A 25878-nucleotide genomic window follows, 5' to 3' on the forward strand; every position below is an offset into this window, starting at 1 on the left:
AAACATGTCAAAAATTTATCAAATTCCAATTGACAAGCCTCCCCTCCGCTTCTATGATGGGAATATCGGGCAGCAAAGCCCAGCAGAAAGGAATTACTCATCATGGATGTGATCTTAGGAATTGACATCGGCGGCTCTACCACAAAGGTCGTGGGCCTGCGGACCGACGGAACCGTGGTATCCATGCTGCGGGTCCGGGCGGAGGACCAGGTGACCAGCCTGTACGGTGCCCTGGGCAACTACCTCACCAGCAACGGCTTGACGCTGCAGGACGTGAAGCGGGTGGTGCTCACCGGCGTGGGCGCCAGCTATGTGGAGGGGGACATTTTCGGCCTGCCCACCTGCAAGGTGGACGAGTTCTCCGCCAGCGGCACCGGCGCCCTGGCCCTGTCCGGACAGGAGCAGGCGGTGGTGGTCACCATGGGCACCGGCACCGCCTTTTTGTGGGCGGAGCGCGGCGGCGCCGTCCGCCACCTGTGCGGCAGCGGCATCGGCGGCGGCACCCTGGGTGGCCTGTGCCGGAAGCTGGTGGGTATGGAGCGGTTCGGCCAGATCAAAAAGCTGGCGGAAAAGGGAGACCTCAGCCAGGTGGATCTGACCATCTCCGACATCACCTGCCACCCGGCTCCTACCCTGGACCCCACCCTCACCGCCGCCAACTTCGGCAACCTGGCGGAGGATGCCGCCCCTGCCGACCTGGCCGCCGGCGCGGTGAATCTGGTGCTCCAGGCCATCGGCACCATGACGGTGCTGGCCTGCCAGTGCTGCGATACCCGGACGGTGGTCCTCACCGGCTCCATGACCACCCTCTCCCAGGTGAAGCCCAACTTTGAAAATTTTGAAAAGCTGTACGGCATCCACTACATCGTGCCCGAAAACGCCACCTTCGCCACCGCCATTGGCGCCGGTCTTTGCAGCTTGAAGAAAAGGGCCGTGGAATAAGCCCCCTCTGAAAGTGCCCCCACATATCCGCCAGATTCCATAAAGCAGAAAATCTCCCGGACCGTTCACACGGTCCGGGAGATTCTTTGCTTCAGATGGTGCTTATTCCTCGCTGTCGCCCTCGTCAGCCTCGTCTTCCAGGCTGCTCATGTCAAACTCCAGCTTTTCGCCGCAGTTGGGGCAGATAACTTCGCCGTCTTCCAGGATGGACTCGTCAAAATAGATGGTCTCCTCGCAGGTGGGGCAGGTGGTGGCGTAGCAGTCCTCGTCATCCTCGTCCTCGCCGAAAATGACATCTTCCACGTCCTCCAGGTCGTCGCTGACAGCATCCAGACCGTCGCCCAGCTCATCAGCGTAGTCCTTCAGATCCTCCAGCTCCAGGGCAATGTCGTCCAGGAGGTCGATGATGGCGGCGATCAGCTTGCCCTCCTTTTTCTCGGTGTCCAGCTCCATGCCCTCAGCCAGGCCCTTCAGATAAGCGACCTTCTCAATGATTTCCATAGCGGTAGCTCCTTTCGTCATTTAAAAGTAGCGGTTTGATGATTGTGACAGAAAGGGGGGACGTTGCTCCCCCCTTTTCAAGTATTACTCTTTCACGCGGCCCAGATACTCGCCGGTACGGGTGTCGATCTGGATCTTCTCGCCCTCATTGATGAACAGGGGCACCTTGATCACGGCGCCGGTCTCCAGGGTGGCGCTCTTAGTGACGTTGGTAGCGGTGTCGCCCTTCACGCCGGGCTCGGTCTCGGTGACCACCAAGTCCACGAAGTTGGGAGCTTCCACGGTGAACACGCTGCCCTTGTAGCTGACCAGGGTGCACATGGTGTTCTCCTTGATGAACTGGAACGCATCGCCCAGAACGTCCGCGTTCAGCGGGGTCATGTCGAAGGTCTCGGGGTCCATGAAGTAGTACAGGTCACCGTCGTTGTAGCTGTACTCGGCGTTCTTACGCTCCACAGCGCCCTGCTCGAACTTGGCGGTGGGGTTGAAGGACTCCTCACGGATGGTGCCGGTAATGACATTCTTGTACTTGGTGCGCACGAAAGCGGCGCCCTTGCCGGGCTTCACATGCTGGAAGTCCACGACCACCATGGGCTTTCCGTCCATCTCAAAGATCATACCCTTCCGGAAATCGCCGGCAGTAATGGTAGGCATAGTATTTTCCTCCTCACAAATCTTATGAGAAAACGACCTGTGGAAGGACATTTTCTCTGTCTTTTCATATCTGGTGAATTACCGAAGATATTTTACCGTATGTTGCCCACTAATGCAAGGGTTTTTCACCCAGTTCTTGGTTTTTTTCAGATGCCGCCCGCCATTTTCCGGCGGCTCAAGGCCTTGAAGGGCGCTTGCAGGGCGTGCAGCACCTTTTGCCAGGCGGTGACGGCGCCGCCCACCGGCTCCACCATCAAGCTCAGCACACCGGCCCGCCGGGCGGCCAAAACGTCCGTCAGCAGCTTATCTCCCAGCATGGCGGTGTGGGTCCGGTCCGTGGCCGCCCGGGCCATGGCGGCCTCCAATCCCCGGGTGGAGGGTTTGCCGGCACGGCCCTGGTAGGAAACCCCCAAGTCTGCGCAAAATTCCGTCACCCGGCTGCCGGAGCGGTTGTTGGAGACGATCATGAAACGGATGCCGGCGCGGTCCAGGGCGGCGATCCAGTCCCGCAGGGGCTGGTCGGGCCGGCGGGTCTTTTTGGCCGCCAGCGTAAAGTCCAGGTCGCTGAGCAGCAGGGTGATCCCACGGCTTTGCAAATATTCCGGCGTGACCTGGGCATAACAGTCAAATATCCGGTCTGGGATGAGAGAAAAGGGCATAGCAGGCTCCTCATTTGCATACTGATAAAATCAGTATAGCAGTTTTTCGCGGATCATACAAGGGGGGAGTTGGCTGTGCAGATCTACCTGGCGGTAACGCCGGACGCCTATCAAGAGGCCTCCCGGTACTGCCGCTCCATCGCCCATGTGGCCTACCGCATCGGTCCGGGGTCCACGCTGCTGCGGCAGAGCGTGCTGCTGAAGGCCCGTGGCGGACTGCTGTCCGTCAGTGACCGGGAGGCCCCGGACATCGGACAGCCGGAGGCGCTCTGCGCCGCGGTGCTGCGGGAGTGCGGACGCCGGGGCTGCGGCGGCGTGCTGTTGGATTTTGAGCAGCCGCCCCGCCGGGACCGCATCCGCTTCGCCCAGACTCTCAGTGCCCAGCTGCGGGCAACCCGGCGGGTCCTGTACATCCCGGAGCGGTACGCCGACGCCGTTTCCGGTGCCGTTCCCCTCATCTGCACCGCCCTCTCCGGCGGCAGCTTCCGCCAGCGGCTCCAGGAGGCCGCCGACGCCCGGGGCGGCGCTGGACAGCTGGCGCTGGATGTACAGCGGCTGCGGATGGATTTTTGCCTGCCTGCCAGGACCGGCCAGGGAACGCCCCTATCCCCCGACGAGTTCCGCGCCTTGAAGGATCAGTGCTCCCCCGCGGTCTTTTTTTCTCAAGAGCTGTGCGCCCGGTACTTCACCTACATGCGGGACGGCGAGGCCCACTTCGTCCTGTTCGACGACGCGGACACCCTGCGGCAAAAGCTGAAGGTGGGCGCCGCCATGGGCTTTTCCGCCGCCTTTTTCATGTGGCCGGAGGTGCGGGACATTGCGGGACAGCTGGGCCTGCGGTAAAGAAAAACACAACCACCGGCGTAGCCGGTGGTTGTCATTAGACGGGCATAGCCCTTTGTTCCTCGCGGACGCGTTAACGCGTAATACGGTCTGCCAATTGCGTGAGGACTGTTACTTGCTACCCGTAAACGGGCTGGGCGACGGAATTCTTAGCTGTTCGCCCAGCTCGTCTTCTTTTAGTTGATTCTTGATGTACTCCGCAATTCGGCTCTCATTTTTTCCTACCGTATCCACATAGTATCCTCTGCACCAAATTTCCCGATTCCGAAATTTACATTTCAGTTCGCCGAATTGCTCATACAGCATCGTGCTGCTTTTTCCTTTTAGGTATCCCATAAATTTCGATATTGCAATCTTCGGTGGTATTTCTACAAATAGATGAATATGGTCTGGACATGCCTCTGCTTCGATAATCTTCACCCCTTTCCATTCACATAACTGTCGTAATATTCTTCCTATCTCTACTCGCTTTTCTTGGTAGAATTCTTATTCATCGCTTAAGCTCTTTTGAACCACTCGCTTAGCGAGTGGTTTTCTTTATACAAAAAGATACCGCACCAAACGGTGCGGTATCTTTTACGCATCAATAATAACGCTTCTTGTTCTTGCGGGCAGCCTCAGACTTCTTGCGGCGCTTGACGCTGGGGCTCTCGTAATGCTCTCTCTTACGAACCTCGGCAATGACGCCAGCCTTGGCGCAGCTGCGCTTGAAACGCTTCAGTGCGCTGTCGATGGACTCGCCGTCCTTCACATGAATTTCAGACATCTATATTTCCCTCCCTCCGAGGTATCCGGCTCAATCCAGGATACTTTAAGGGCCATACTACATGGCGTTAACAAAGCTATTATACGGACCTTTTGGGGAGTTGTCAAGGATTTTATGAAAAATCCGCAGATTCTGTTTTCCGCGAAAGGAATCCGGTCGCAAAAACTTCCACTGTGAGCGGGGTTTTCAGCTCACTGGGGCTTTACGATTAGGTTCACCAGACGGTTCTTGGCACCCCACAAAATCTCCCGATTTTGCGGGGACCCCGCATTTGACGCAACCGGGCAGGCAAAGCCCGCCCGGTTCAAGGTTTTTGCCTGCGGCAAAAACGCTTGTACGCGCCACTTGGTGCGAACGCTCACTGGGGCTTTACGATCAGGTTCACCAGACGGTTTTTCACCAGGATGGTCTTGACCACCTGCATGCCCTCCACGGCCTTGGCCACCTTCTCCACAGCCATGGCGGCTTCCACCACGGCGGCTTCTTCACTGTCGGCGGGGACGGTGATGGTTCCCTTCAGCTTGCCATTGACCTGGACGGCCATGTTGACGGTGGAGGCCACGGTCTTGCTGGCGTCGTACACGGGCCACTCCGCCTGGCAGCACATCTTGCCGGTCTGGGCGGCAAAGCCCAGGTTCTCCCACAGCTCCTCGGTGATGTGGGGGGCGAAGGGATTCAGCAGCAGGATGAGGTACTTCATGTCGCCCCGGGTGACGCCGTTGGCGGACATCTCGTTCACCATGGTCATCATGGCGGCGATGGCGGTGTTCATCTTCAAGTTATCAATATCGTCCGTGACCTTCTTGATGGTCTTGTGGACGATGGCCTCGTTGGCGGGGCTCACCTCATAGCTCTCCTTGGCGTTTTCCGCCAGGTTCCACACACGGTCCAGGAAGCGCTTGGAGCCCTTCACGGCCTCGGTGGACCAGGTAGCCGCCTGCTCGAAGTCACCCACGAACATGATATACAGGCGCATGGTGTCGGCGCCGTACTGGGCCACGATGTCGTTGGGGTTGACCACGTTGCCCCGGGACTTGGACATCTTCTCGCCGCCCTCACCCAGGATCATACCATGGCTGGTGCGCTTGGCGTAGGGCTCCTTGGTGGGCACCACGCCGATGTCATACAGGAACTTATGCCAGAACCGGCTGTACAGCAGGTGCAGCGTGGTGTGCTCCATGCCGCCGTTGTACCAGTCCACGGGAGACCAGTACTCCAGCGCCTCCTTGGAGGCCAGGGCCTTGTCGTTGTGGGGGTCCATATACCGCAGGAAGTACCAGCTGGAGCCGGCCCACTGGGGCATGGTATCCGTTTCCCGCTGGGCGGGACCGCCGCACTTGGGGCAGGTGGTGTTCACCCAGTCGGTCATCTTGGCCAGGGGGGATTCGCCGGTATCGGTGACCTCATAGCTGTCCACCTCCGGCAGCAGCAGGGGCAGCTGCTCCTCCGGCAGGGGAACCCAGCCGCACTTGGGGCAGTTCACCAGGGGGATGGGCTCGCCCCAGTACCGCTGGCGGGAGAACACCCAGTCCCGGAGCTTGAAGTTGGTCTTGGGACGGCCGATGCCCTGCTCGGTGACCCACTTCTTCATGGCGGGGATGGCCTCCTTGACGGTCATGCCGTCCAGGAAGCCGGAGTTCACCATGATGCCGGTGTCGTCCTTCAGCGTGAAGGCCTCCTTGGTGATGTCGCCGCCCTTGACCACCTCGATGATGGGCAGGCCGAACTTGGTGGCGAACTCCCAGTCGCGCTGGTCGTGGCCGGGCACGCCCATGACGATGCCGGTGCCGTAGCCCATCAGCACGTAGTCGGACACAAACAGGGGCACATGCTTGCCGCTGGCGGGGTTGATGGCCTCGATGCCGTCCAGGCGGACGCCGGTCTTTTCCTTGTTCAGCTCGCCGCGCTCGAAGTCAGACTTGTGGGCGGCCTCCTCCCGGTAGGCGGCCACGGCGTCCCAGTTTTTGATCTGGTCCTTCCACTGCTCCAGGAAGGGATGCTCGGGAGAGATGACCATATACGTCACGCCGAACAACGTGTCGCAGCGGGTGGTGTAGACCGTCAGCTTGTCGCCGTTGGTGGCGGTGAAGTCCACCTCGGTGCCCTCGCTGCGGCCGATCCAGTTGCGCTGCTGGATCTTGACCCGGTTGATGAAATCCACGTCCTCCAGGTCGTCGATGAGGCGGTCGGCGTACTTGGTGATGGCCAGCATCCACTGGCTCTTCTCCTTGCGGATGACCTCGCCGCCGCAGCGCTCGCACACGCCCTCCACGACCTCTTCGTTGGCCAGGACGATCTTGCAGCTGGTGCACCAGTTAACAGGCATGGAGGCCTTATAGGCCAGGCCCTTCTTGAACATCTGCAGGAAGATCCACTGGGTCCACTTATAGTAGCTGGGGTCGGTGGTGTTCACTTCCCGGTCCCAGTCAAAGGAGTAGCCCAGCATATGCAGCTGCTTGCGGAAGTTTTCCACATTGTCGTGGGTCACCTTGGCGGGATGGATGTGGTGCTGGACGGCGTAGTTCTCCGTAGGCAGGCCGAAGGCGTCGTAGCCGATGGGGAACAGGACGTTATAGCCCTGCATCCGCTTTTTGCGGCAGATGATATCCATGGCGGTAAAGGGACGGGCATGACCCACATGGAGTCCCTGGCCGGAGGGATAGGGGAACTCGATGAGTCCAAAGAATTTCTCCCGGGTGGTGTCCCCGGTGACGGCAGTAAAGGGCTTTTCCTCCAGCCACTTTTGCTGCCACTTTTTCTCAATGGCTGTAAAATCGTACTTCATATTTTTCTCCCTTTCGGATGTGATTTACAAAAAAACACCCCCGACCAAACCTGGTCAGGGGCGTTGAAAACGCGGTACCACCCTGCTTCAGCCGCCATACGCGGCCCTCTCGGCCTGTAACGGGGCCAGCCGTTTTGCCCTACTGTGGATTCAAGCAAAAGACTCCGGGACCAGTATACCGCAGGCTCCCCCACCGGCTCACACCAGCCGCCGGCTCTCTTTGGGCGGGACGCCCGGGCTTTCTTCCCATCAAAGTCGCTAACAGGTCTATTTTATGAGTGTTTCGGGTGTTTGTCAAGGAAAAAGCGGAAATTCTTCCGCTTTTTCGCCCTGCGTCACGTATTCGCCGGGATGACGGTGCCATCGGGGGCATACCAAGTAACGCCAGCCGCCAAATTCTCCGCCAGCCAGGCGTCGAAATCCACCTTTGCCACCGCTTCACCGCCCAGCTCATATTCGCCGCCGGTGGCCCACTCCTCCCGGTGGCCCAGCTCCTGCTGTTCAAACACACCGTCCCGGAAGGACATCCGGTAATACCAGCTGCTGCCGGCGCCGCCGGAGCCGATATAGACACCGTTTTGCCGCAGGTCCTCAAACCACCGGACGGGAAACACGACAGCATAAAAAGCCTCGCCTTCCTGGTGGAAAATCAGATAGTACCACCCCAGTTCCTCAAAGAGCATCACCAGCTCCGGCACGCCGTCTCCGTCCACGTCCTGCACCGCCAGCCGGTTCAAAGCCAGCTCCTCCGGCGCTTCGCCGTTCCATGCCCATACGGCTTTGTGAAACTCCGCCAGAGTCACGGTCCCCTGCTCCCGAACGCCCTCGCTGGTCTTGTGGTAAGGCGCGTCCTCTGTCAGTTCCGTTCCGTTGATCCAGTGAAAGGCGGCATCCTCCTCCAGCACCGGGAGATAGCGGGAAAGTCCCTCCCTTTCCTCCGGGGACATGGTGTCCCGCAGGGCAGCAAAGTCCACGGAGGCCAGAAGCTGCGCGGAAGCCTCCGGCATCTCTTCCGTCTCCTCCACCTCCGCCGGCGGTGAGGGCTCCGTGGGAACGGGCGCCGTTTCCTCCCGGGTACCGCAGGCCGTCAGAAAAAAAGCCGCCAGCAGCGTCAGAAGCGCGGCGACCAGCATCGGTTGTTTTCTCATAAAAATCCACCCCTACACTGTTTTGTCAACAGTATAGGGGTGGTCAAATATTATGTCTACTACTTTTCTGTTGCAAACTGACAACAAAAAGTTACAGGCGGCTCCTCAGTCCGCCGTCAGCACACCGCTGAGGTCCAGCGGCGTGCCGTCGCTCCACAAACGCCGCCCCGCAAAATCTCCGATTTTGTGGGGACCCCCGCGATTTGACTCAAATGGGCAGGCAAAGCCCGCCCATTTCAAGGTTTCGCCTTGCGGCGAAACGCTTGGACGCGCCACCGGGCGCGCCTTGCCCAGCTCAGTCCGCCGTCAGCACACCGCTGAGGTCCAGCGGCGTGCCGTCGCTCCACAAACGCTCTAAGGAGTAGAACTCCCGGGCCTCGGGGGAGAACACGTGGACCACCACGCAGCCGTAGTCCAGCAGGACCCAGGTGCCGTCCCGGTAGCCCTCCCGGCGGAGGGGATTCTCTCCCGCCTGCTCCGCCAGCGCCTTTTCCACGGCGCCGCACAAGGCGTTGATCTGGGTGTTGGAGCTGCCGGTGGCAAATACGAAATAGTCCGCCAGGGTGGTCTGCTCCGTCACCTGGATGGCGGAGATCTCTTTGCCCTTCTTCTCGTCCAGGGCCTTGGCGGCGATAATGGCCAATTCTTTCGGTGTCATATGATCCATCCTTTCTTATCCTTCGGGAGCCGGGTCGATGATGGCGAAGCCCGGTTCCTCCGTGGTGGGTTCCGTGGGTGCGGTGGGCTGCGCCGGAGTCTCCGGCGCAGGCTCTGTCTGGGCGGCAGGCGGTTCCGGCTCCGCCGGTGTCGCCACAGGCGTTTGCGGTTCTGTCTCCGGCTTGGTCTCCGTCGAAGTGTCCGGCGGCGCTGCGGAAGCGCCGGGGTCCGCATCTCCAGAACCAGTCGTACCGGGGTCCGTTTCCGTGCCGGGGGCCACCACGATGATCTCGCCGGTCTCCGGGTCCAGCACGTTGCCGTTTTCATCCACCAGCGGCTCCTCGTTGTTTTCCGCCGGCTCCTCTGTGGTCTGCGCGGGCTTTACCGGCGGCAGGGCAGCCCTGCTGTCCTCCACATGGCCGGTGGTGGAGCTGACAGAGCCATTGGAATTAACGGACATGATATCCAGATCGCTGAGGGTAAAGGTCTCCACGAAGGGACTGAGCTCGTTGTTCACCAGGTCCAGCAGCTCGCGGGCGTTAGGCACCACGTAGGACTGCATGTTCCGGTAGGTGCGGCTCCAGCAGGGCACCGGCGTGTTGGGCATGGTGACGAACTTCACATTCTCCACCTTCAGTCCGCCCGTGACGGCCTGCTGGCCGAACCAGCAGATATTGCTGAAGCTCAAATCAGTCTCCACGTTATTCTGGAATACCTTGGCGAACTGGTTGATCTTGGTGAAGTTCTTTACCTGGAGCAGCTGCTCCACCACAGCCTTCAAGAACGCCTGCTGGGTCTTGATGCGGCCCAGGTCACCGTCCGGATAGCCGTATTTCATGTTGTTGTCGTGGCGGTAGCGGATGACCTGCATGGCGTCGTCGCCGGAGAGGAGGCGGTAGCCCTTCTCCTGGTGGATGTGCAGGTCCTGATAAGGATCGTCGTAATTCATGTCCCGAGGCACGTCGAAGTACACGCCGCCCATGGCGTCCACGATCTCGCCCACGGCGTCCCACTCCACCACAACCTGGTAGTCCGGCTCAAAGCCCACCAGCTGGGCGATCTCCCGGTACAGAGCGGTGATGCCCTTTTCACCCTGTCCGTTCATATTATAGACGGAATTGATGCGCTTGATGTCCCAGGAGACGTTCACCATGGTGTCCCGGGGGATGGACATAACGGTGGCTTTCTGATTGGTCACGTCGTAGCTGGCCAGCAGGATGGTATCCGTGTTGCCGCCGCCGCCGGTATCCCGGCCCAGAATGAGGACTGTGTACCAGTTGTCGCTTTTCCGCTCTCCGTCGGCCCGGGGCTGGGTGCCCTCGCCGTAGTCGATGGCCTCCTTCGCCGGGTCCTCCTCCCGGCTGATGAGCTCCGGCTCCACAAACAGGCGCTGGCAGGCCACCACCGCTGCCAGCACGATGGCCATCACCACCGCCACGGCCATCAGGATCTTTTGCTGACGGGTCAAACGGCTGGGCTTTTTCGCTTTTTTCTCCGCGTGGCTTCCGGCCACTCGCTTTCCTTTTTGTTGTTTATCCCACATTTGCTTTAACCCTTCTTATCGTCTCAAGGCGTCCCGCGCCTCAATGGTGGCGTGGTGCACCGGGTTTCCCATATCCGTCATCTCCCGGACCGTCATTTCCAGGCCCAGGAGCAGGCCCTTGTCCAGGTCCTCGTAACAGGTCCGGCGGAGCTTGTCCACGCCCGGAAAGTCCCGGGAGGGCTCGATATAATCCGCCAGATATATGATCTTTTCCAGCAAGGTCATATCCGCGTGCCCGGTGGTGTGCCACCAGATGGCGTGATAGATCTCATCGTCCACGCCGAACACGTCCCGGGCCACGGCGGCGCCGGTCTTGGCGTGAAGCAGCTTCAGCGCCTTTTGCTCCAGCTCGTCCAATACGATGCCGTACCGGCGGCAAAGCTCCAGCTGCTGCTCCATATTCAGCTTCTTCGTGCAGTCGTGGAGCAGCGCCGCCACCCGGGCCTTTTCCACACCGGCGCCGTACCGCTCCGCCAGGCGGATGGCCTCCTGCTCCGTGCCCAGCACATGGGGGATGCGCTGGTACTTGAGGTAGCTGAGGGCCACCGGCCGCAGTTGGGCAAGAGGCAGGTGCTTGAGGTCCGCGTGGGTGCCGTACAGGCCGTGGCGCAGGATGTAGCCGTACACCGCGGGGGGCAGCAGGTGTCCGCCGCCGCCCTTTGCAAGCTGCGCCCGCAGCTCCGTGGAGCTGACATCCACCACCCCGGGGATGGTCATGGTAAAAATGCGGGCCTGGGGATAGGTTTTATAGAGGTAATCCCGCTGGGGAGAAAACAACGCCTCCGTGTCCTCCTCCGTCCGGCCGAAGGCGGCGATGCCCGCCAGGGCGAAGATCTCCTCCGGCGCGTGCCAGGCCTGGAGGGTGAGGAACATATCCGTCCCCATCAAAAGCCACAGCTCGTCATCGGGATACCGGGCCTTCAGCGCCGCCAGAGTGTCGGAGGTATAGCTCTTCCCCTCCCGGTGCACCTCCAGGTCCGCTACCTCCACCCTGCCGCCAAGGCCGGTCTGTTCCGCCGCCAGGCGGGTCATCTCCAGCCGCTGCTGCGGCGTGGGAGAGCCGGCGGGAAGATTCTTGTGGGGAGGCAGCCCCGCGGGGACCAACAGCAGCTTATCCAGTTTCAGCAGTTCCGCCGCCGCCCTGGCCGCCGTCACATGGCCCAGGTGGGGCGGATTGAATGTGCCGCCGTAAATGCCAATTTTCACGGTCTCATCTCCTGTTTTTTGTCCAGCGGTCAGATGCTCTTCTTTTTCGCGGCCTTCACCAGCTGGATGCGCTTGTCCTTGGGCTTGGAGTGGCTCTCCCGGTACAGCACGAACTTGGTGCCGATGACCTGGACCACCTCGCTGCGGGTGGCCTTCGCCAGCTCCTCCGCCGCAAGGCGGGCGTCATACTCCATATTGTTCTCCAGCACCCGGCCCTTGATGAGCTCCCGGGCCTCCAGGGCATCGTCCGCCTGCTTCACCAGGTTTTCGCCAATGCCGTCCTTGCCGATGTGGACGATGGTGTCGATGCTGTTGGCAAGACCCCGCAGCTGGGCCCGCTGTTTGCTTGTCAGTTCCATTTGATTCTCCTAAATTACTTTTAATAGACGTTTATTTCCGCAAATAAGTTGCAAGCTTTTCCGAAAAAGATGCCAGGGCCTTGCCCCGGTGGGAAATGGCGCTCTTCTCCTCCGCCGTCAGCTGGCCGAAGGTCTTGGCCAGAGCGGGCACAAAGAACACCGGGTCGTAGCCGAAGCCGCCCTCCCCCATGGGGGCGAAGGCGATGGTGCCGTCACAGCGCCCCTCCGCCGTCAAGGTGTCGCCATTGGGGAAGGCGCAGGCGATGGCGCAGGTGAAATGGGCCGCCCGGGTGGTCTGGCCTCGCAGGCTGTTCAAAAGCAGCGTATACCGTCCCTTGTCGTCCAGGCCCTCGCCGCCGTAGCGGGCGGAATACACGCCGGGGCCGCCGTTGAGGGCGTCCACGCAGAGGCCGGAGTCATCGGCGATGGCGGGCAGGCCGGAAGCGGCGCAGATGGCCTTGGCCTTCAGCATGGCGTTTTCCGCGAAGGTAGTGCCGGTCTCCTCCACGTCCACGGTGATGCCCAGTTCCCTGGGGCTCACCACTTCCACACCAAATTGCGCCAAAATGGCGCTCATTTCCTTGATCTTGCCGGGGTTGTGGCTGGCAAGGACAAATTTTTCAGACATCAGAGCTTCCCTCCCAGCACTTGCTTTTGAATGGCCAGCAGTTCCCGGTTGCCCTTGGCGCACAGGCGCACCAGCTCCTGCTGCTCCGCCAGGGTGAAGGCCCGGCCCTCGCCGGTGCCCTGGAGCTCAATGAGCTCCCCCTGCTCGTTCATGATGCAGTTCAAGTCTACCTGGGCCCGGCTGTCCTCGCTGTACTGCAGGTCCAGCATGGGCTGCTCGTCCACGATGCCGGCGGAGACGCCGGTGACATAGTGGCGGATGGGGCTGGAGGCCAGCGCTCCCTCCTCCACCAGCTTGCGGCAGGCCAGGCACAGCGCGATAAAGCCGCCGGTGACGGAGGCGGTACGGGTGCCGCCGTCCCCCTGGAGCACGTCGCAGTCGATGGTAATGGTATGCTCCCCCAACTTGCTCATATCCACGGCGGCCCGGAGAGACCGGCCCACCAGCCGTTGGATCTCAGCGCTGCGGGGGCTGAGCTTCAGCTTGGAAACGTCCCGCTTGCTGCGCTCCCGGTTGGCCCGGGGCAGCATGGAATACTCGGCGGTGACCCAACCCGCTCCCTCGGGGACGTGGGGCGGGGTCCGGTCCTCCACGCTGGCGCAGCAGAGGACCTTCGTATCGCCGCACTCGATGAGGCAGCTGCCCTCCGCGAATTTCACAAAGTCTGTTGTTATTTTGATGGGGCGCAGCTGGTCAAACGCCCGTCCGTCTTTTCTGGTCATAGTCGTTCCTCTTTATATCTTTTTATAATGTCCAGGGCTCTTTTATCAGATGATGGCCTCCACGTATTCCCGGGCGTCGAAGGGCTTTAGGTCGTCGATGCCCTCGCCCACGCCGGCCAGCTTCACGCTCACGCCCAATTCCCGGGCGATGGCAATGACAATGCCGCCCTTGGCGGTGCCGTCCAGCTTGGTCAAGACGATGCCGGTGAGGCCCGCTGCCTCTTTAAACTGCTTGGCCTGGATGAGGCCGTTCTGGCCGGTGGTGGCATCCAGCACCAAAAGGGTCTCCCGGGCGGCGCCGGGGCACTCCCGGTCGATAATCTTGGAGAGCTTGGAAAGCTCCGCCATGAGGTTGGCCTTGTTGTGGAGGCGGCCGGCGGTGTCGCACAGTACCACGTCCACGCCTCTCGCCTTGGCGGCCTGGAGGGCGTCGAACAGCACGGCGCCGGGGTCGGCGCCCTCATGCTGGCGGACCAGCTCGCAGCCCGCCCGCTGGGCCCAGATCTCCAGCTGGTCGGCGGCGGCGGCCCGGAAGGTGTCCGCCGCGCAGAACAGGACCCGCTTGCCCTCACTTTTCAGCCGGCTGCCCAGCTTTCCGATGGAGGTGGTCTTGCCCACGCCGTTGACGCCGATGAACAGCACCACGGAGGGGGGCGTGGACAGGTCCAGGGCCGTGCCGCCAACATCCATCATGTCCACCAGGATGTCCCGCAGGGCGGCCTTGACCTCCTCCTGGTCCCGAAGCTTTTCCTTGCGGACCCTGGTCCGCAGCTTTTCCACGGCCTCCAGGGCGGTGTCCATGCCCAGGTCCGCCAGGATGAGGGTCTCCTCCAGTTCCTCGAAGAAGGCCTCGTCCGCCTCCGTGAAGCCGGAGAACAGGTTGGTGGTGATTTTTTTCAGTTTGTCAAAAAAGCCCATAACATTCGTCCTTTAGTCAAGTTCTTTACCGCAATGGGGACAATACCCACCCGGCACAAATTTTCTTCCCAGATACTGTCCGCAGTGCGGGCAGCGAAACAGCAAATGTTCCAAAACCAGCGCAAGGATGAAACAGGCGCTCCCAATCACCACAAGCAACCTGTAACTTTCACCGTTTCCCCCGCTTAACCAGCCAGCCAGCAGAATCAGAAGAACCGAGAAAGCGCCCACAGCCAGGACGATCAAGTTTTTCATTTTGCTGCTCATCGGCGATCTCCTTATTTGATATTCAATTCCTTCGCCATGTCGTTCAAATTGATGGTCAAAATCTTACTGACACCTTGTTCCTGCATGGTGACGCCGTAGAGGACGTCGGCCTCCTCCATGGTGCCCCGGCGGTGGGTGATGACGATGAACTGCGTCTTTCCCGCCAGGCGCCGCATGTACCGGGCCACCCGGATGACGTTGGGCTCGTCCAGGGCGGCCTCGATCTCATCCATGACGCAGAAGGGCGTGGGGTGGACCTTCAAAATGGCGAAATACAGGGCGATGGCCACGAACGCCTTCTCGCCGCCGGAGAGCAGCGAGATATTTTTCAGCGTCTTTCCCGGGGGCTGGGCCTTGATCTCGATGCCGCAGCCCAGAATGTCGTGCTCATCCTCCAGCTCCAGCGTGGCCTGGCCGCCGCCGAAGAGGTCCGTGAAGGTAGTCTGGAAGCTCTCGTTGATAAGCCGGAACTGCTCCGAGAAAATGCGGGTCATCTCGGCGGTGATGTCCTCGATGATGCCCTCCAGCTCGCCCTTGGCCTTTTCCACATCGTTGCGCTGGTCCGTCAGATACGTATACCGGCCGTTCACCCGGTCGAACTCCTCGATGGCGCCGATGTTGGGGGTGCCCAGGGCCTTGATGTCCCGGTTCAGCTCGCCGATGCGGCGGGTGGCCTTGGGAATGCTCTCCAGCTCCATGCGCTGGGCCTGGGCGTCGCTGTGGCTGAGCTCGTAATGCTCCCACAGCCGGTCCAGGATCTGCTTTTCCTCCATGGCGGAGGTGGCGATCTTCTGCTCCAGCTTGGAGGCGGATCGCTCCAGATCGGCGTACTGCTCGTTCATGTCCTTCAATTCCCGGTTCTGGGCAGTGCGCTGGGCCTCCAGCTCCAGCTTTTCCCGGTTCAGCGCCGTCAGGCGCTGCCGGAAGGTCTCCGCCTGGGCGCGCAGAGCGGCTTGAGCCTCCTGCCGCCGTAGGATCTCCCCTTGGGCGGCGTCGATATTGTTCTGATAGGACCGGAGGACCTCCTCCTTCTGGGCGCGGTCGCCGGTAAGGCTCTCCGCCAGCTGCCGCAGGTCGGCGGCCCGGGCCAGAGTGGCCTCTTTCTGGGCCTCCAGAGCGGCGATGGCGCTTTTTTTGGCGGTGATGTCCTCCGCCAGGGCGTTGGACTTTGCCAGCAGCTCCGACTGGCCGGAAAGGGCCTCCTCCGCTTGCGTGCGTAGGGAGGCGGCAAGCGCTTCCTGCTCCGCCACCTTCGCCTCCGCCTGGGCGGCACGGGCCTGGTTGTCCGTCAAGCGCCCCTGCAGGCTCTCCAGCTCGCCCTCCAGGTTTTCCAGATTCTCCTCCAGAGAGCGGAGCAGAATGTCAAAGTGGTTCTTGGCGCCCTCCAGGCGCAGCACATCGTCCTCCGCCTGCCGGCGCTGGCTCTCCGCCGTTTCCAGCTCGTACCGAGCGGCGGAAAGCTCCCGGTTGGCAGCTTCCTCCGCCTGCTGGGCGGCGGTGAGCTTTTCGTGCATGGACGCGGCCCTGCCGTTGAGCTTTTCCAGCTCCGCGGCCCGGCTCAGCACGCCGGCGCTGCGGGAGGTGGAGCCGCCGGTCATGGAGCCGCCCCGGTTGATGACCTGGCCGTCCAGAGTGACGATGCGGAAGGCATTGCGGTACTTCCGGGCCATGGCGATGCCGCAGTCCAGGTCCTCCACCACCACGGTGCGGCCCAGAAGGCTGTGGAAAATATTCTGATACCGCGGGTCATAACTCACCAGGCGGGAGGCAAGGCCCACGAAGCCGAACTCCTGCTCCACGCCGTTTTGGCGCAGCTCGTCGCCCCGGATGGCGGTGAGGGGCAGGAAGGTGGCCCGGCCGCCGTCCCGCTGCTTCAGGAAGTTGATGGCGCTCTTGGCGTCCTCCTCCCGGTCCACCACGATGTTCTGAAGGCCCGCTCCCAACGCGATCTCAATAGCCAGGGAATACTGCTGATCCGTTTTCATGAGGTTCGCCACAGGGCCGTGGATACCCCGCAGGCTTCCTTTCGCCTGCATGACCACCTTGACGGCCTTGGAAAAGCCCTCGTAGTCCTTCTCCATCTCCGTCAGCAGACGGATGCGGTTATCCAGGGCCCCGACCTCCATGGTCAGCTGGACCTTCCGCTCACCGGCGGCGGCGGCTTTTTTCTTCCGCTCCTCCATGCGCAGGCTATGACCTGCGATCATGTTGCCCACGGCTTCCGCCTCGTCCCTGGCATCCTCCAGGGCACGGCGGTTGGTCTTGGCCTCCTGGCGGCTGGACTCCAGCTGCTCCTCCGTGGCGGTCTTGTCCGCTTCCACGGCGGCGATGCGCTGGGCGATCTGTCCGTTTTCCGCGGCAATGGCGGCGGCCTCGGCACGCTGGTCCGCCGCGGCGGCCACGGCCATGGCCTCCTGGCCCCGCAGGGCCTCCGCCTGGATCTGGGCGCCACCGGCCTGATCGGCGGCGGTACGGGCCTGGTCCAGCAGGCTCTCCAGCGCTCCGCGCAGCTCCGCCAGCTGTTCTTCCAGCTGCCGGGCAAGCTCCTTCTGCTCCTCCGCCTGGCGGGCAAGGCCGCCGGCACGGGTGTCGCTCTCCGCCAGCTCCGCCTGGGCGCGTGCGATGTTTTCCCGGTTGTGGGCGATGGTGCTCTCCAGCACCGCCACGGCGGACTCCTCGTCCTTCATCCGCCCATCCACTTCTCCGGCCTCGCCCCGGATGCGCTCGGCCTCCATGTCCTTTTCCTGCATCCGGGCACCGAACTTCTCACCCTCGGCGTACAGGGCGTCCAGCCGGGTCTTGGCCTCGTCCCGCTGGGCCCCGGCGACGCGGAAATCCGCCTCCAGCTTCCGGGCATTTGCCTTTAGGGCATCCAAATTCTCCAGCCAAACAGAGATCTCCAGAAGCCGCAGCTCGTCCCGGAGGACCAGATACTTTTTCGCCTTTTCCGCCTGGTCCCGCAGGGGCTCCACCTGCAGCTCCAGCTCGGCGATCTTGTCGTTGATACGGACCAGGTTCTCCTCCGTCCGCTCCAGCTTCCGCTCCGTGTCCTCCTTGCGGTGGCGGAACTTGGAGATACCGGCGGCCTCCTCGAAGATCTCCCGGCGCTCGCCGCTTTTTGCGGAGAGGATCTCGTCGATCTTACCCTGGCCGATGATGGAGTAGCCCTCCTTGCCCATGCCGGTGTCCATGAACAGCTCCGCCACGTCCCGCAGGCGGACGGACTGGCGGTTGATGTAATATTCGCTTTCGCCGCTGCGGTAATAACGGCGGGTGACGGAGACCTCCGACTCCTCCATAGAGGGGAAAATGTGCTCCGTGTTGTCGATCACCAGCGTCACCTGGGCAAATCCCACCTGAGCCCGCTTGGCGGTGCCGCCGAAGATGACATCCTCCATCTTGGCTCCCCGGAGGCTCTTGCTGCTCTGTTCGCCCATGACCCAGCGGATGGCGTCGGAAATGTTGGATTTGCCGGAGCCGTTGGGCCCCACAATGGCGGTGATGTCCTCGCCAAAGTTCAGAACCGTTTTATCCGGAAAGGATTTGAAGCCCTGAATCTCCAATGCTTTTAAATACACGCTTTCACCTCTCACAGCTTTACATACTATAACTAGAATAATATAGCAGAGAAGTTGCTTATTTTCAAGGTGCAAGATTTGAAAACAGTGATGTGAGCGGATGCTTCTGCCAAAAGCGCCGGAAAAGTCCGTTAATCTATACAAATTTTTTCTTCATTTTCTCCTTTTCAGGAAAGGTTGACCTCTTTCTTGACAATTTCCATTTTCCCTGCTATTCTTTTAAAAAAATAACGATAGAGAGGAGGGGCAGTGTGCGCCAAAAGCAACTGCGACTGGTCATCGCCTTCCACACCACCGCCTGTGCCATGGCTACGGAACATCTGTGCCGAAAGCGCGGTCTGGACGGGAAACTGATCTCTGTCCCCCGGAGCATCACCTCCGACTGCGGCATCGCCTGGTCCGCTCCGCCGGAACTGCGGCAGACGCTGGAAAGCTCCCTTGACGCCGCTGGCATTGAGGCCGCAGGTTTTTACCAGCTGATGCTGTAATTTTTTTGACGTTCATTATTCTTTTAAAAAAATAGCGCAAGGAGTGTTTTTATGAGAGAGAAAGACTGGCTGCGGGAATACGGTCCCATCCTGCTGACCGGCGTAGTTGTAGGCATCGCGGCCCTGGTGCTGACTGCCGCGGGCAACCCCAAGAACATGGGCTTCTGCATTGCCTGCTTTGAGCGGGACATTGCCGGCGCATTAGGTCTCCACAGCGCCGCCAAGGTCCAATACATTCGTCCGGAGATCATCGGCATCGTACTGGGCAGCCTGGCAGCCGCTCTGACTGCAAAGGAGTTCCGTGCAAAAGCCGGCTCCTCCCCCGCCTGCCGCTTCCTGCTGGGCCTGTTTGTGATGATCGGCGCCCTGGTGTTTCTGGGCTGCCCGCTGCGCATGGTCATCCGCCTGGGCGGCGGTGATCTGACGGCGGTAGCAGGTCTGCTGGGCTTTTTGGCCGGTATTCTGGTGGGCATCGTCTGTCTGCGCAAGGGTTTCTCATTGGGACGCGCCTACCCCGTTCCCGCAGGTGAGGGCCTGATCCTGCCGGGCATCATGGTACTCCTGCTGGTCCTGCTGCTGGCGGCACCGGGTCTTTTGAAGTTTTCCCAGGAGGGCCCCGGCTCCATGCATGCCTTCTGGGCGGTCTCTCTGGCCGCCGGACTGGTGGTGGGTGTTTTCGCCCAGCGGAGCCGCCTGTGCATGGCCGGCGGCCTGCGGGACGCTTTTATGCTTCGGGATTTCAAGCTGCTCAGCGGATTTTTGGCCATTTGGGCAACCGTCACCGCCGGTAATCTGATCCTTGGCAGCTATCATCTTTCCGCCCAGTCCCAGCCCATCGCCCACAGCCAGTACCTGTGGTCCTTCCTGGGAATGGCCTTGGCTGGCTGGGGCTCCATCCTGCTGGGCGGCTGCCCCCTGCGCCAACTGATCCTGGCCGGCGAAGGCAACGGCGATTCCGCCGTGGCTGTGTTCGGCATGATCACCGGCGCCGCCGTGGCTCACAATTTCGGACTGGCAGGCAACGCTGACAGTGTGAAAGACGGCGTGTACACCGTCGGCGGCATCGGCGCCGCCGGTATGGCCGCTGTGGTACTGGGCTTCGCCGTACTGCTTGCCATCACGCTGACACATCTTCCCGGAAAGGAGGAAACCATATGATCGATACCCGTGGGCTCTCCTGTCCCACGCCTGTGGTCATGGTACAGGCCGCTGTGAAGAAAAACGCTCCCGCCGTGCTGGAGGTGCTGTCCGACGCCCGGGTCTCCGTGGAGAACATCACCCGCTACGCCCACTCTCAGGGCTATCAGGTAGAGGTCTGTGCCGATGGCCCCGACTTCAAGCTGACATTGAAAAAATAACAAAAAACGGGGCTGGTTCAAAAATGAGCCAGCCCTGTTTTTTACTCCCAGAACAGTTCGTCCAGGGTCTTCCCCAATGCCCTGCAAATAGCCAGGCACAGTTTGATGGTGGGGTTGTAATCGCCCTTTTCAATGGCGTTGATGGTCTGGCGGGAAACCCCCACCGCGTCCGCCAGCTGCTGCTGGCTCATGTCCAGAGCCGCCCGGGCGGATTTCAGCCGCAGGTTCTTCATTCTCCGTCCTCCCGCTTTACCAGCAGGTAATTCACCGCATAGACCACCATGATCACCAGAACCATGAGGCCGCAGATGAGATTCGCCGCGCCGAAGGTCAAAACGCCGTCCCGCACCATCCGACCGCTTTTCCAATGCATGGCGCCGATGGCCAGGTTCAGCAATGCCACGACGATGAGCAGGGTCATAATGGTCCAGGGCTTCTCCTTCAGGCTCAGGTAGGCGTCCTTCACGATGCAGACGGAGCCGAATACGATCAGCGCCGCGGCGGCGCACAGCATGACGCCGGTGATGACATCGCACCAGCGGCCCAGGACCATATCGGAAAAGCCGTACAGCAGCAGACAGGTCATCAGCGTCCAGAATCCGTATTTGTAGGCCTGTCCCCGGGCCCGCTCCTGCCGTTCGTCAAAGGTCAAGTCCATGATCTTCAGTCGGAACAACAGCGCCACGATACCGACACCCACCAGCGCCCCTGCCAGCACCGCCGCCAGCATACCAAAGTTATATCCCAAAGAAAGATTTATATGTCGTTCCTCCCGACGTCTGTTTTGTGAGGTCGGTGTAATCTCATACAGTCTATTTGTCAAGTATATTTTACAAAATATCATAAAAATTTGAAGCAGCCGCCTGACTGGGCGGCTGCTTTCATCAGTTGGTCCCTTTGCGCTCCCCGATCTGCCGGTACAGACAGGTCAGGCCGTCGGAAAGGCCGCCCACATGGTCGATGATGCCCAGCCGGACGGCCTCCTCGCCGTAGATGACGCTGCCAACATCGGCGGCCATATCGTCCTTTTGCAGCATGAGGGATTGAAACTTCTCCGGGCTGATGTGGCTGTGGCCGGAGACAAAGGCCACGATGCGCTCCTGGAGCCGCTGGAAGTAGTTGTAGGTCTGAGGGGCGGCAATGACGGTTCCGCTCATGCGGACAGGATGGATGGTCATGGCGGCGGAGGGGACGGCAAAGCTCCGCCGTGCGGCCACCGCCAGGGGCACGCCGATGGAATGGCTTCCTCCCAGGACGATGGACACCGTGGGCTTGGTCATGCCGGCGATGAGCTCGGCGATGGCAAGGCCCGCCTCCACATCACCGCCCACCGTGTTCAGCAGGAACAGCACGCCGTCCACCTCCTCACTTTCCTCCAGCTTGGCAAGGAGCGGCAGGACGTGCTCGTACTTGGTGGTCTTTGCGGTGCTGGAGGCAGCCGTATGTCCCTCGATCTGCCCGATGATGGTCAGGCAGTAGACGCTGCCGTGGGCGGTGCGGGTCATGGCGGAGCCAAAATCCAGGATGGACTGGCTGGTCTCATTGCCGCCGTCCCGGTCCGGTTGGCTGGGGTTTGTGGTTTCTGTCATAAATCTCCTCCCTTTCCCCGGTATTTTCCGCAGTTTTTCAGAAATTACACAGGGTTTTCTTTTGCGCTCCGCCGTGCTATACTGAGAAAAACTGACAATACAGTCGGGAGGGTTTCCAAGTGGATCACACAAATCAGCGCATCGTGGTGAAGGTGGGCACCTCCTCCCTCACCCATGACTCCGGCAGTCTGGACCTTCGGAGCATGGAGCACCTGGTCCGGACGCTTTCAGACCTCCACGGCATGGGGCATGAGGTCATTCTGGTGACCTCCGGCGCCATCGCCGTAGGCACGGCAAAGCTGGGTCTCTCGGAGCGGCCAAAGGAACTGCGGATGAAGCAGGCCGCCGCCGCTGTGGGCCAGTGCCGCATGATGCACATTTACGATAAATTGTTTTCTGAATACAACCGCTCCATGGCCCAGATCCTGCTGACCGGCGATGACGTGGAGGACCCCTCCCGGGCGGAGCACCTGCGGGGCACCTTCTCCGCCCTGCTGGAGATGGGGGTCATTCCGGTGGTGAACGAAAACGACTCCGTCTCCTCCGCCGAGATCGAGACCGGCCGCCACAAGGTCCTGGGCGACAACGACACCCTCTCCGCCATCGTGGCGGAGCTGTGCCGGGCGGACCTGCTGGTTCTGCTCAGCGACATCGACGGATTATACAACGCCGACCCCAAGAAATATCCCGGCGCCCATCTGCTCCACCGGGTGGAGGCGCTGACACCGGAGATTTTGGAGATGGCCGGCGGCGCCGGAACCTGGCGCGGCACCGGCGGCATGGCCACCAAGCTCTCCGCCGCCCGCATCGCCATGAACGCCGGATGCGACATGGTCATCACCAACGGGGAACGCACGGAGGACCTGTACGGCATTGTGGAGGGGCAGAACATCGGGACGAGGTTCGTTGCCCACGGTAAGGAGGAACGCTTATGACCGCATTACAGCAGCAGGGTGAGGCCGCGAAGGCCGCCACCTATGTTCTGGCCACCGCCGGAACAGCGAAGAAAAACGCGGCGCTGGCCGCCATCGCCGACATGTTGACCGCGCGGCAGGATGCGTGGCTCGCCGCCAACGCGGAGGACGTGGCCGCCGCGAAGGAGGCGGGTATGCGTCCGGCCATGCTGGACCGTCTGACCTTGACGCCGGATCGGGTAGCGGACATCGTGGACGGTGTGCGGCAGGTCATGGCCCTGCCGGACCCCATCGGCCAGGTCACCAAGGTGGAGACCCGGCCCAACGGCCTTATCATCGGCCGGCGGCGGGTGCCTCTGGGGGTCATCGCCATCATCTTTGAGGCCCGGCCCAACGTCACCGTGGACGCGGCGGCCCTGTGCCTGAAAAGCGGCAACGTGTGCATCCTCCGGGGCGGCAAGGAGGCCATCCGCTCCAACCGCTGCGTCACGGCCCTCATGCGGGAGGCTCTCCGCTCCGCGGGCCTGCCGGAGGACTGCATCTCCCTGGTGCAGGACACCAGCCACGAGACGGCCAACGAGCTGATGCATCTGGACGGATACGTGGATGTTCTCATCCCCCGGGGCGGCGCGGGCCTCATCCGGGCGGTCGCCAAGGAGGCCAGCGTTCCCGTCATCCGCACCGGCGAGGGCGTGTGCCACATCTACATCGACGACGAGGCGGACCTGGACATGGGCGCCAATATTCTATACAACGCCAAGTGCTCCCGTCCCTCCGTGTGCAACGCGGTGGAGTGCGTGCTCCTCCAGGAGGACGTGGCGGCGGACTTCCTTGCCAAGGCCGTGCCTCTGCTGGACAAACACCAGGTGGAGCTGCGGTGCGACGAAAAGGCCCTCAAGCTCGTCGGCAAGCGGGGCGTCCCCGCCGCCGAGGCCGACTGGGACGCGGAGTATGACGACTACATCCTGGCGGTCCGCACCGTCAAGGACATGGACGAGGCCATCGCCTTCATCAACCGCCACGGCACCGGGCACTCCGAGGCCATCATCACGAAAAACTACTTCAAGGCCCAGCACTTCCTGGACAGGGTGGACGCGGCAGCGGTGTATGTCAACGCCTCCACCCGCTTCACCGACGGCGGCGAATTCGGCCTGGGTGCCGAGATCGGCATCTCCACCCAGAAGATGCACGCCCGGGGCCCCATGGGCCTGGAGGAGCTGACCAGCTGCAAATATGTCATCTACGGTGAGGGCCAGGTCCGCTGACCACCGCCATTGAAGGAGGAAAAGAAAATGGAAATGCTGTTTGAGACCATCGCGCTGAGTGTCATCACGGTACTGCTGCTTCTCCTCATGCTGACCCGGAAGCCGGGGCATATCAAGCTGCTGCTGGGCATACTGACGGCGGCGGCCGCCGTGGCGTCCATGGTGTTCTTCATCCTGATGCAGCGGGCCAACGGCAATCCCGACGCCGGCCAGGAGCTGACGCAGCTGTACGCCCCCTGCGGCATCTATGTTCTGGTGGCGCTGTTCAGCCTGGCCGTGGCCGCCCTCAGCCGCCGGAAGCTCCGTGCGGAAAAGACCGCCAAGCTTGCCGCCAAGGCCAAGGCCGCCCAGGAGAAGAAGGCCAAGGCGGAGCAATCCCAGCCGCCGAAGCCGGACCAGGAGGGCTGACATGGCGGACCTTACAGCTGCCATCCGCGCCATGGCGCGAAACGGTATCCGCCTGCGCTTCGGCGGTCAGCCGGATACCGGCGTGGGCGCCAGCCGCTTCGGCGGTGTACCGGACGTGCCCGCGGAGTTCGTCTGGCCCGTTTTTGAAACAGCTACCTATGACGACGATGATGTACGCCCCCGGCCGCTGGCGTTCCTGGCCCAGTTCAACTGTGCCTGTCTGGCTCCGCTGGATACGGACGGCCTGCTGCCAAAAGAAGGCGTACTGTCCTTTTTCTACGAGCTGGGCTCCCAGCGGTGGGGCTTTGATCCGGCGGACCGGGGCTGCGCCCGGGTGTTCTGGTTCCCGGAGACAGACGCCCTGTCCCCGGCATCTCCGCCGGAGGACCTGCCTGCCGAGTACTGTCTGCCCGCCATGGGGATGGCCCTGGCGGCGGAGGCCTCTTACCCCGGCGCCGAGGACTTTTACGCCGGCCGGGAGGATGAAATCGGCGATTGGGAGCCGTACTGGGAGGCCCGTGCCATGCTGGGCATTGAGGACCCGGACAACCGCTCCTGCCTGCTGGGCTGGCCGGATCTGATCCAGGGCAGCTTTTTCCGGGAGTGCGAGCTGACGGACCGGGGCCTCTATCTGGGCGGCTTATGCCCGGACCTCTCTCCGGAGGAGGCACAGGCGGAACGGGACGCTGTTCAAAACTGGCAGCTGCTGTTCCAGCTGGACACCGTGGAGGCTGATGGCTTCCAGCTGATGTTCGGCGACTGCGGCCGCGTCTATTTCTGCATCCGTAAGGAGGACCTGGCCGCCCGGCGGTTTGACCGGGCGTGGCTCATCCTCCAGTGCGGCTGACTTTTCAGACAAAGGAATGTGATACATCATGGCAACTTTAGGCTTTATCGGCTGCGGCAGCATGGGCGGCGCTCTGGCCCGCGCCGCCTGCAAGAGCATCCCCAGCGACCAGGTGTTCCTGGCCAACCGAACAGTGGAAAAGGCCCGGGCTCTGGCGGAGGAGCTGGACTGCCGGGTGGCGGACAACGCCGCCGTCGCGGAAAACGCGGATTTTATCTTTTTGGGGGTCAAGCCCCAGATGATGGCGGACATGTTGGCGGACATCGCCCCCCTGCTTGAAAAGCGGGAGACCCGGTTCATCCTGGTGTCCATGGCGGCGGGCCTCACCATTGCCGACATCCAAAAGATGGCCGGCGGCAGCTACCCCGTCATCCGCATCATGCCCAACACTCCCGCCGCCATCGGCGAGGGAATGATCCTGTACACCTGCGGCGACGGCGTCACCAAAGCGGAAGAGAAGCTGTTTCTGGACGCCATGGCCGGTGCCGGCCGCCTGGCGGCCATTCCGGAGGGACACATGGATGTAGGCGCCGCCGTATCCGGCTGCGGTCCCGCCTTCGTGGACCTCTTCCTGGAGGCCATGGCGGACGGCGGCGTGGCCTGCGGCCTGCCCCGGGCCCAGGCCTTGGAATTCGCCGCCCAGATGATGGTGGGCTCCGCCCGCCTGGTGCTGGAATCCGGCAAGCATCCCGGCGCGCTGAAGGACGCCGTCTGCTCCCCCGCCGGCAGCACCATCCAGGGCGTGCGGACTCTGGAAAACGCCGGCTTCCGGGGCGCCGTCATGGAGGCGGTCATCGCCGCCTACGAAAAGAGCAAGGCCCTGCGGTAAACAA

Annotated in this window: 28 protein-coding genes, 1 pseudogene and 1 other annotated feature; of the genes and pseudogenes, 10 read left to right on the top strand and 19 right to left on the bottom strand. The window is 61.7% G+C overall.

Translation table 11 applies throughout. From position 1 onward, the window contains the following. Window positions 1-102: 102 nt before the first annotated feature. Window positions 103-942, top strand: coding sequence for a BadF/BadG/BcrA/BcrD ATPase family protein (locus tag ACTQ4R_RS02505; RefSeq protein ID WP_441625514.1), 840 nt, complete (start codon window positions 103-105; stop codon window positions 940-942). Window positions 943-1044: 102 nt separating this feature from the next. On the opposite strand, the gene ACTQ4R_RS02510 is transcribed toward ACTQ4R_RS02505, so the two are convergent. The 3 genes from ACTQ4R_RS02510 to ACTQ4R_RS02520 all read right to left on the bottom strand — a co-directional run bounded on the left by ACTQ4R_RS02510 (window position 1045) and on the right by ACTQ4R_RS02520 (window position 2756). Then, window positions 1045-1443: a CD1247 N-terminal domain-containing protein gene (locus tag ACTQ4R_RS02510; RefSeq protein ID WP_441625516.1), complete on the bottom strand. Its 399-nt coding sequence runs from the start codon at window positions 1441-1443 to the stop codon at window positions 1045-1047. Between the two features lie 84 nt (window positions 1444-1527). After that, window positions 1528-2097, bottom strand: coding sequence for an elongation factor P (gene efp, locus ACTQ4R_RS02515; protein WP_441625518.1), 570 nt, complete (start codon window positions 2095-2097; stop codon window positions 1528-1530). 146 nt (window positions 2098-2243) lie between these two features. Then, window positions 2244-2756 carry a YqeG family HAD IIIA-type phosphatase gene (locus tag ACTQ4R_RS02520; protein WP_441625520.1) on the bottom strand — a complete coding sequence of 171 codons (513 nt, stop codon included), beginning with the start codon at window positions 2754-2756 and terminating at the stop codon, window positions 2244-2246. A gap of 75 nt (window positions 2757-2831) precedes the next feature. Between ACTQ4R_RS02520 and ACTQ4R_RS02525 the strand changes: the two genes are divergently transcribed. Then, window positions 2832-3599 carry a hypothetical protein gene (locus tag ACTQ4R_RS02525; protein ID WP_441625522.1) on the top strand — a complete coding sequence of 256 codons (768 nt, stop codon included), beginning with the start codon at window positions 2832-2834 and terminating at the stop codon, window positions 3597-3599. A gap of 111 nt (window positions 3600-3710) precedes the next feature. Here ACTQ4R_RS02525 and tnpA read toward each other — a convergent pair. From tnpA to smc, 13 genes and pseudogenes are all read right to left on the bottom strand, one after another. Next, a pseudogene (gene tnpA / locus ACTQ4R_RS02530) lies at window positions 3711-4082 on the bottom strand (IS200/IS605 family transposase); the annotation flags it as partial. Between the two features lie 100 nt (window positions 4083-4182). After that, a complete protein-coding gene (rpsU, locus tag ACTQ4R_RS02535; RefSeq protein WP_021750944.1) occupies window positions 4183-4365 on the bottom strand; it encodes a 30S ribosomal protein S21 in 183 nt (60 codons plus the stop codon). A 358-nt stretch (window positions 4366-4723) separates the two neighbouring features. Beyond that, entirely contained in the window at window positions 4724-7150 is a 2427-nt protein-coding gene (gene leuS / locus ACTQ4R_RS02540) for a leucine--tRNA ligase (protein WP_441625524.1), read from the bottom strand. A 53-nt stretch (window positions 7151-7203) separates the two neighbouring features. After that, window positions 7204-7412: a binding site (T-box leader), on the bottom strand. A gap of 73 nt (window positions 7413-7485) precedes the next feature. Continuing rightward, window positions 7486-8298 carry a hypothetical protein gene (locus ACTQ4R_RS02545; RefSeq protein ID WP_441625526.1) on the bottom strand — a complete coding sequence of 271 codons (813 nt, stop codon included), beginning with the start codon at window positions 8296-8298 and terminating at the stop codon, window positions 7486-7488. Window positions 8299-8593: 295 nt separating this feature from the next. Further along, window positions 8594-8956 (bottom strand): ribosome silencing factor, encoded by a 363-nt coding sequence (gene rsfS, locus ACTQ4R_RS02550; RefSeq protein WP_441625528.1) that lies wholly within the window; start codon window positions 8954-8956, stop codon window positions 8594-8596. Window positions 8957-8971: 15 nt separating this feature from the next. Further along, the gene (locus ACTQ4R_RS02555; protein WP_441625530.1) at window positions 8972-10498 is read right to left on the bottom strand and encodes an LCP family glycopolymer transferase; all 1527 of its coding nucleotides are present in this window, start codon (window positions 10496-10498) and stop codon (window positions 8972-8974) included. Window positions 10499-10513: 15 nt separating this feature from the next. Beyond that, window positions 10514-11704 carry a nicotinate (nicotinamide) nucleotide adenylyltransferase gene (nadD, locus tag ACTQ4R_RS02560; RefSeq protein ID WP_441625532.1) on the bottom strand — a complete coding sequence of 397 codons (1191 nt, stop codon included), beginning with the start codon at window positions 11702-11704 and terminating at the stop codon, window positions 10514-10516. A gap of 29 nt (window positions 11705-11733) precedes the next feature. Further along, window positions 11734-12063: a ribosome assembly RNA-binding protein YhbY gene (gene yhbY, locus ACTQ4R_RS02565; protein ID WP_441625534.1), complete on the bottom strand. Its 330-nt coding sequence runs from the start codon at window positions 12061-12063 to the stop codon at window positions 11734-11736. A 31-nt stretch (window positions 12064-12094) separates the two neighbouring features. Beyond that, entirely contained in the window at window positions 12095-12691 is a 597-nt protein-coding gene (locus ACTQ4R_RS02570) for an XTP/dITP diphosphatase (RefSeq protein ID WP_441625536.1), read from the bottom strand. Then, entirely contained in the window at window positions 12691-13413 is a 723-nt protein-coding gene (rph, locus tag ACTQ4R_RS02575; protein ID WP_441625538.1) for a ribonuclease PH, read from the bottom strand. The genes ACTQ4R_RS02570 and rph overlap by 1 nt, the downstream gene beginning before the upstream one ends. A 45-nt stretch (window positions 13414-13458) precedes the next feature. After that, window positions 13459-14331, bottom strand: coding sequence for a signal recognition particle-docking protein FtsY (ftsY, locus tag ACTQ4R_RS02580; protein ID WP_441625540.1), 873 nt, complete (start codon window positions 14329-14331; stop codon window positions 13459-13461). 12 nt (window positions 14332-14343) lie between these two features. Further along, window positions 14344-14598 (bottom strand): hypothetical protein, encoded by a 255-nt coding sequence (locus ACTQ4R_RS02585; protein WP_441625542.1) that lies wholly within the window; start codon window positions 14596-14598, stop codon window positions 14344-14346. An 11-nt stretch (window positions 14599-14609) separates the two neighbouring features. Beyond that, complete coding sequence (gene smc, locus ACTQ4R_RS02590) at window positions 14610-18176, bottom strand: chromosome segregation protein SMC (protein ID WP_441625544.1); 3567 nt, start codon at window positions 18174-18176, stop codon at window positions 14610-14612. 251 nt (window positions 18177-18427) lie between these two features. On the opposite strand from smc, the gene ACTQ4R_RS02595 reads away from it, so the two are divergent. Genes ACTQ4R_RS02595 through ACTQ4R_RS02605 form a run of 3 tightly spaced genes read left to right on the top strand, consistent with a single transcriptional unit; the run spans window position 18428 to window position 20022 of the window. Continuing rightward, window positions 18428-18664, top strand: coding sequence for a DUF3343 domain-containing protein (locus ACTQ4R_RS02595; protein WP_441625546.1), 237 nt, complete (start codon window positions 18428-18430; stop codon window positions 18662-18664). 51 nt (window positions 18665-18715) lie between these two features. Continuing rightward, complete coding sequence (yedE, locus tag ACTQ4R_RS02600) at window positions 18716-19822, top strand: YedE family putative selenium transporter (RefSeq protein WP_441625548.1); 1107 nt, start codon at window positions 18716-18718, stop codon at window positions 19820-19822. Beyond that, a complete protein-coding gene (locus tag ACTQ4R_RS02605) occupies window positions 19819-20022 on the top strand; it encodes a sulfurtransferase TusA family protein (protein WP_441625550.1) in 204 nt (67 codons plus the stop codon). Before yedE ends, ACTQ4R_RS02605 begins: the two co-directional genes overlap by 4 nt. A 41-nt stretch (window positions 20023-20063) precedes the next feature. Here the strand turns inward: ACTQ4R_RS02605 and ACTQ4R_RS02610 are convergent, their stop codons facing one another. The 3 genes from ACTQ4R_RS02610 to ACTQ4R_RS02620 form a co-directional block, all read right to left on the bottom strand. Further along, on the bottom strand, window positions 20064-20255 hold the full coding sequence (locus ACTQ4R_RS02610) for a helix-turn-helix transcriptional regulator (protein WP_441625552.1): 192 nt from the start codon (window positions 20253-20255) through the stop codon (window positions 20064-20066). Beyond that, window positions 20252-20770 carry a hypothetical protein gene (locus ACTQ4R_RS02615; protein ID WP_441625554.1) on the bottom strand — a complete coding sequence of 173 codons (519 nt, stop codon included), beginning with the start codon at window positions 20768-20770 and terminating at the stop codon, window positions 20252-20254. Before ACTQ4R_RS02615 ends, ACTQ4R_RS02610 begins: the two co-directional genes overlap by 4 nt. Window positions 20771-20906: 136 nt before the next feature. Further along, window positions 20907-21611, bottom strand: coding sequence for a ClpP family protease (locus tag ACTQ4R_RS02620; protein WP_441625556.1), 705 nt, complete (start codon window positions 21609-21611; stop codon window positions 20907-20909). A gap of 119 nt (window positions 21612-21730) precedes the next feature. On the opposite strand from ACTQ4R_RS02620, the gene proB reads away from it, so the two are divergent. From proB to proC, 5 genes are read left to right on the top strand one after another with little or no spacing between them, the layout of a single operon-like run. Further along, window positions 21731-22546, top strand: coding sequence for a glutamate 5-kinase (gene proB / locus ACTQ4R_RS02625; protein ID WP_441625558.1), 816 nt, complete (start codon window positions 21731-21733; stop codon window positions 22544-22546). Further along, window positions 22543-23790: a glutamate-5-semialdehyde dehydrogenase gene (locus tag ACTQ4R_RS02630; protein WP_441625560.1), complete on the top strand. Its 1248-nt coding sequence runs from the start codon at window positions 22543-22545 to the stop codon at window positions 23788-23790. The genes proB and ACTQ4R_RS02630 overlap by 4 nt, the downstream gene beginning before the upstream one ends. A 27-nt stretch (window positions 23791-23817) precedes the next feature. Beyond that, window positions 23818-24198: a hypothetical protein gene (locus ACTQ4R_RS02635; protein ID WP_441625561.1), complete on the top strand. Its 381-nt coding sequence runs from the start codon at window positions 23818-23820 to the stop codon at window positions 24196-24198. Window position 24199: 1 nt separating this feature from the next. Then, window positions 24200-25045, top strand: a complete 846-nt coding sequence (locus tag ACTQ4R_RS02640) for a YwqG family protein (protein ID WP_441625563.1) — start codon at window positions 24200-24202, stop codon at window positions 25043-25045. Window positions 25046-25070: 25 nt separating this feature from the next. Then, window positions 25071-25874, top strand: coding sequence for a pyrroline-5-carboxylate reductase (gene proC, locus ACTQ4R_RS02645; protein ID WP_441626001.1), 804 nt, complete (start codon window positions 25071-25073; stop codon window positions 25872-25874). Window positions 25875-25878 lie beyond the last annotated feature (4 nt).

This window comes from Dysosmobacter sp. Sow4_B12, from assembly GCF_052116665.1.
Classification (GTDB): domain Bacteria; phylum Bacillota; class Clostridia; order Oscillospirales; family Oscillospiraceae; genus Oscillibacter.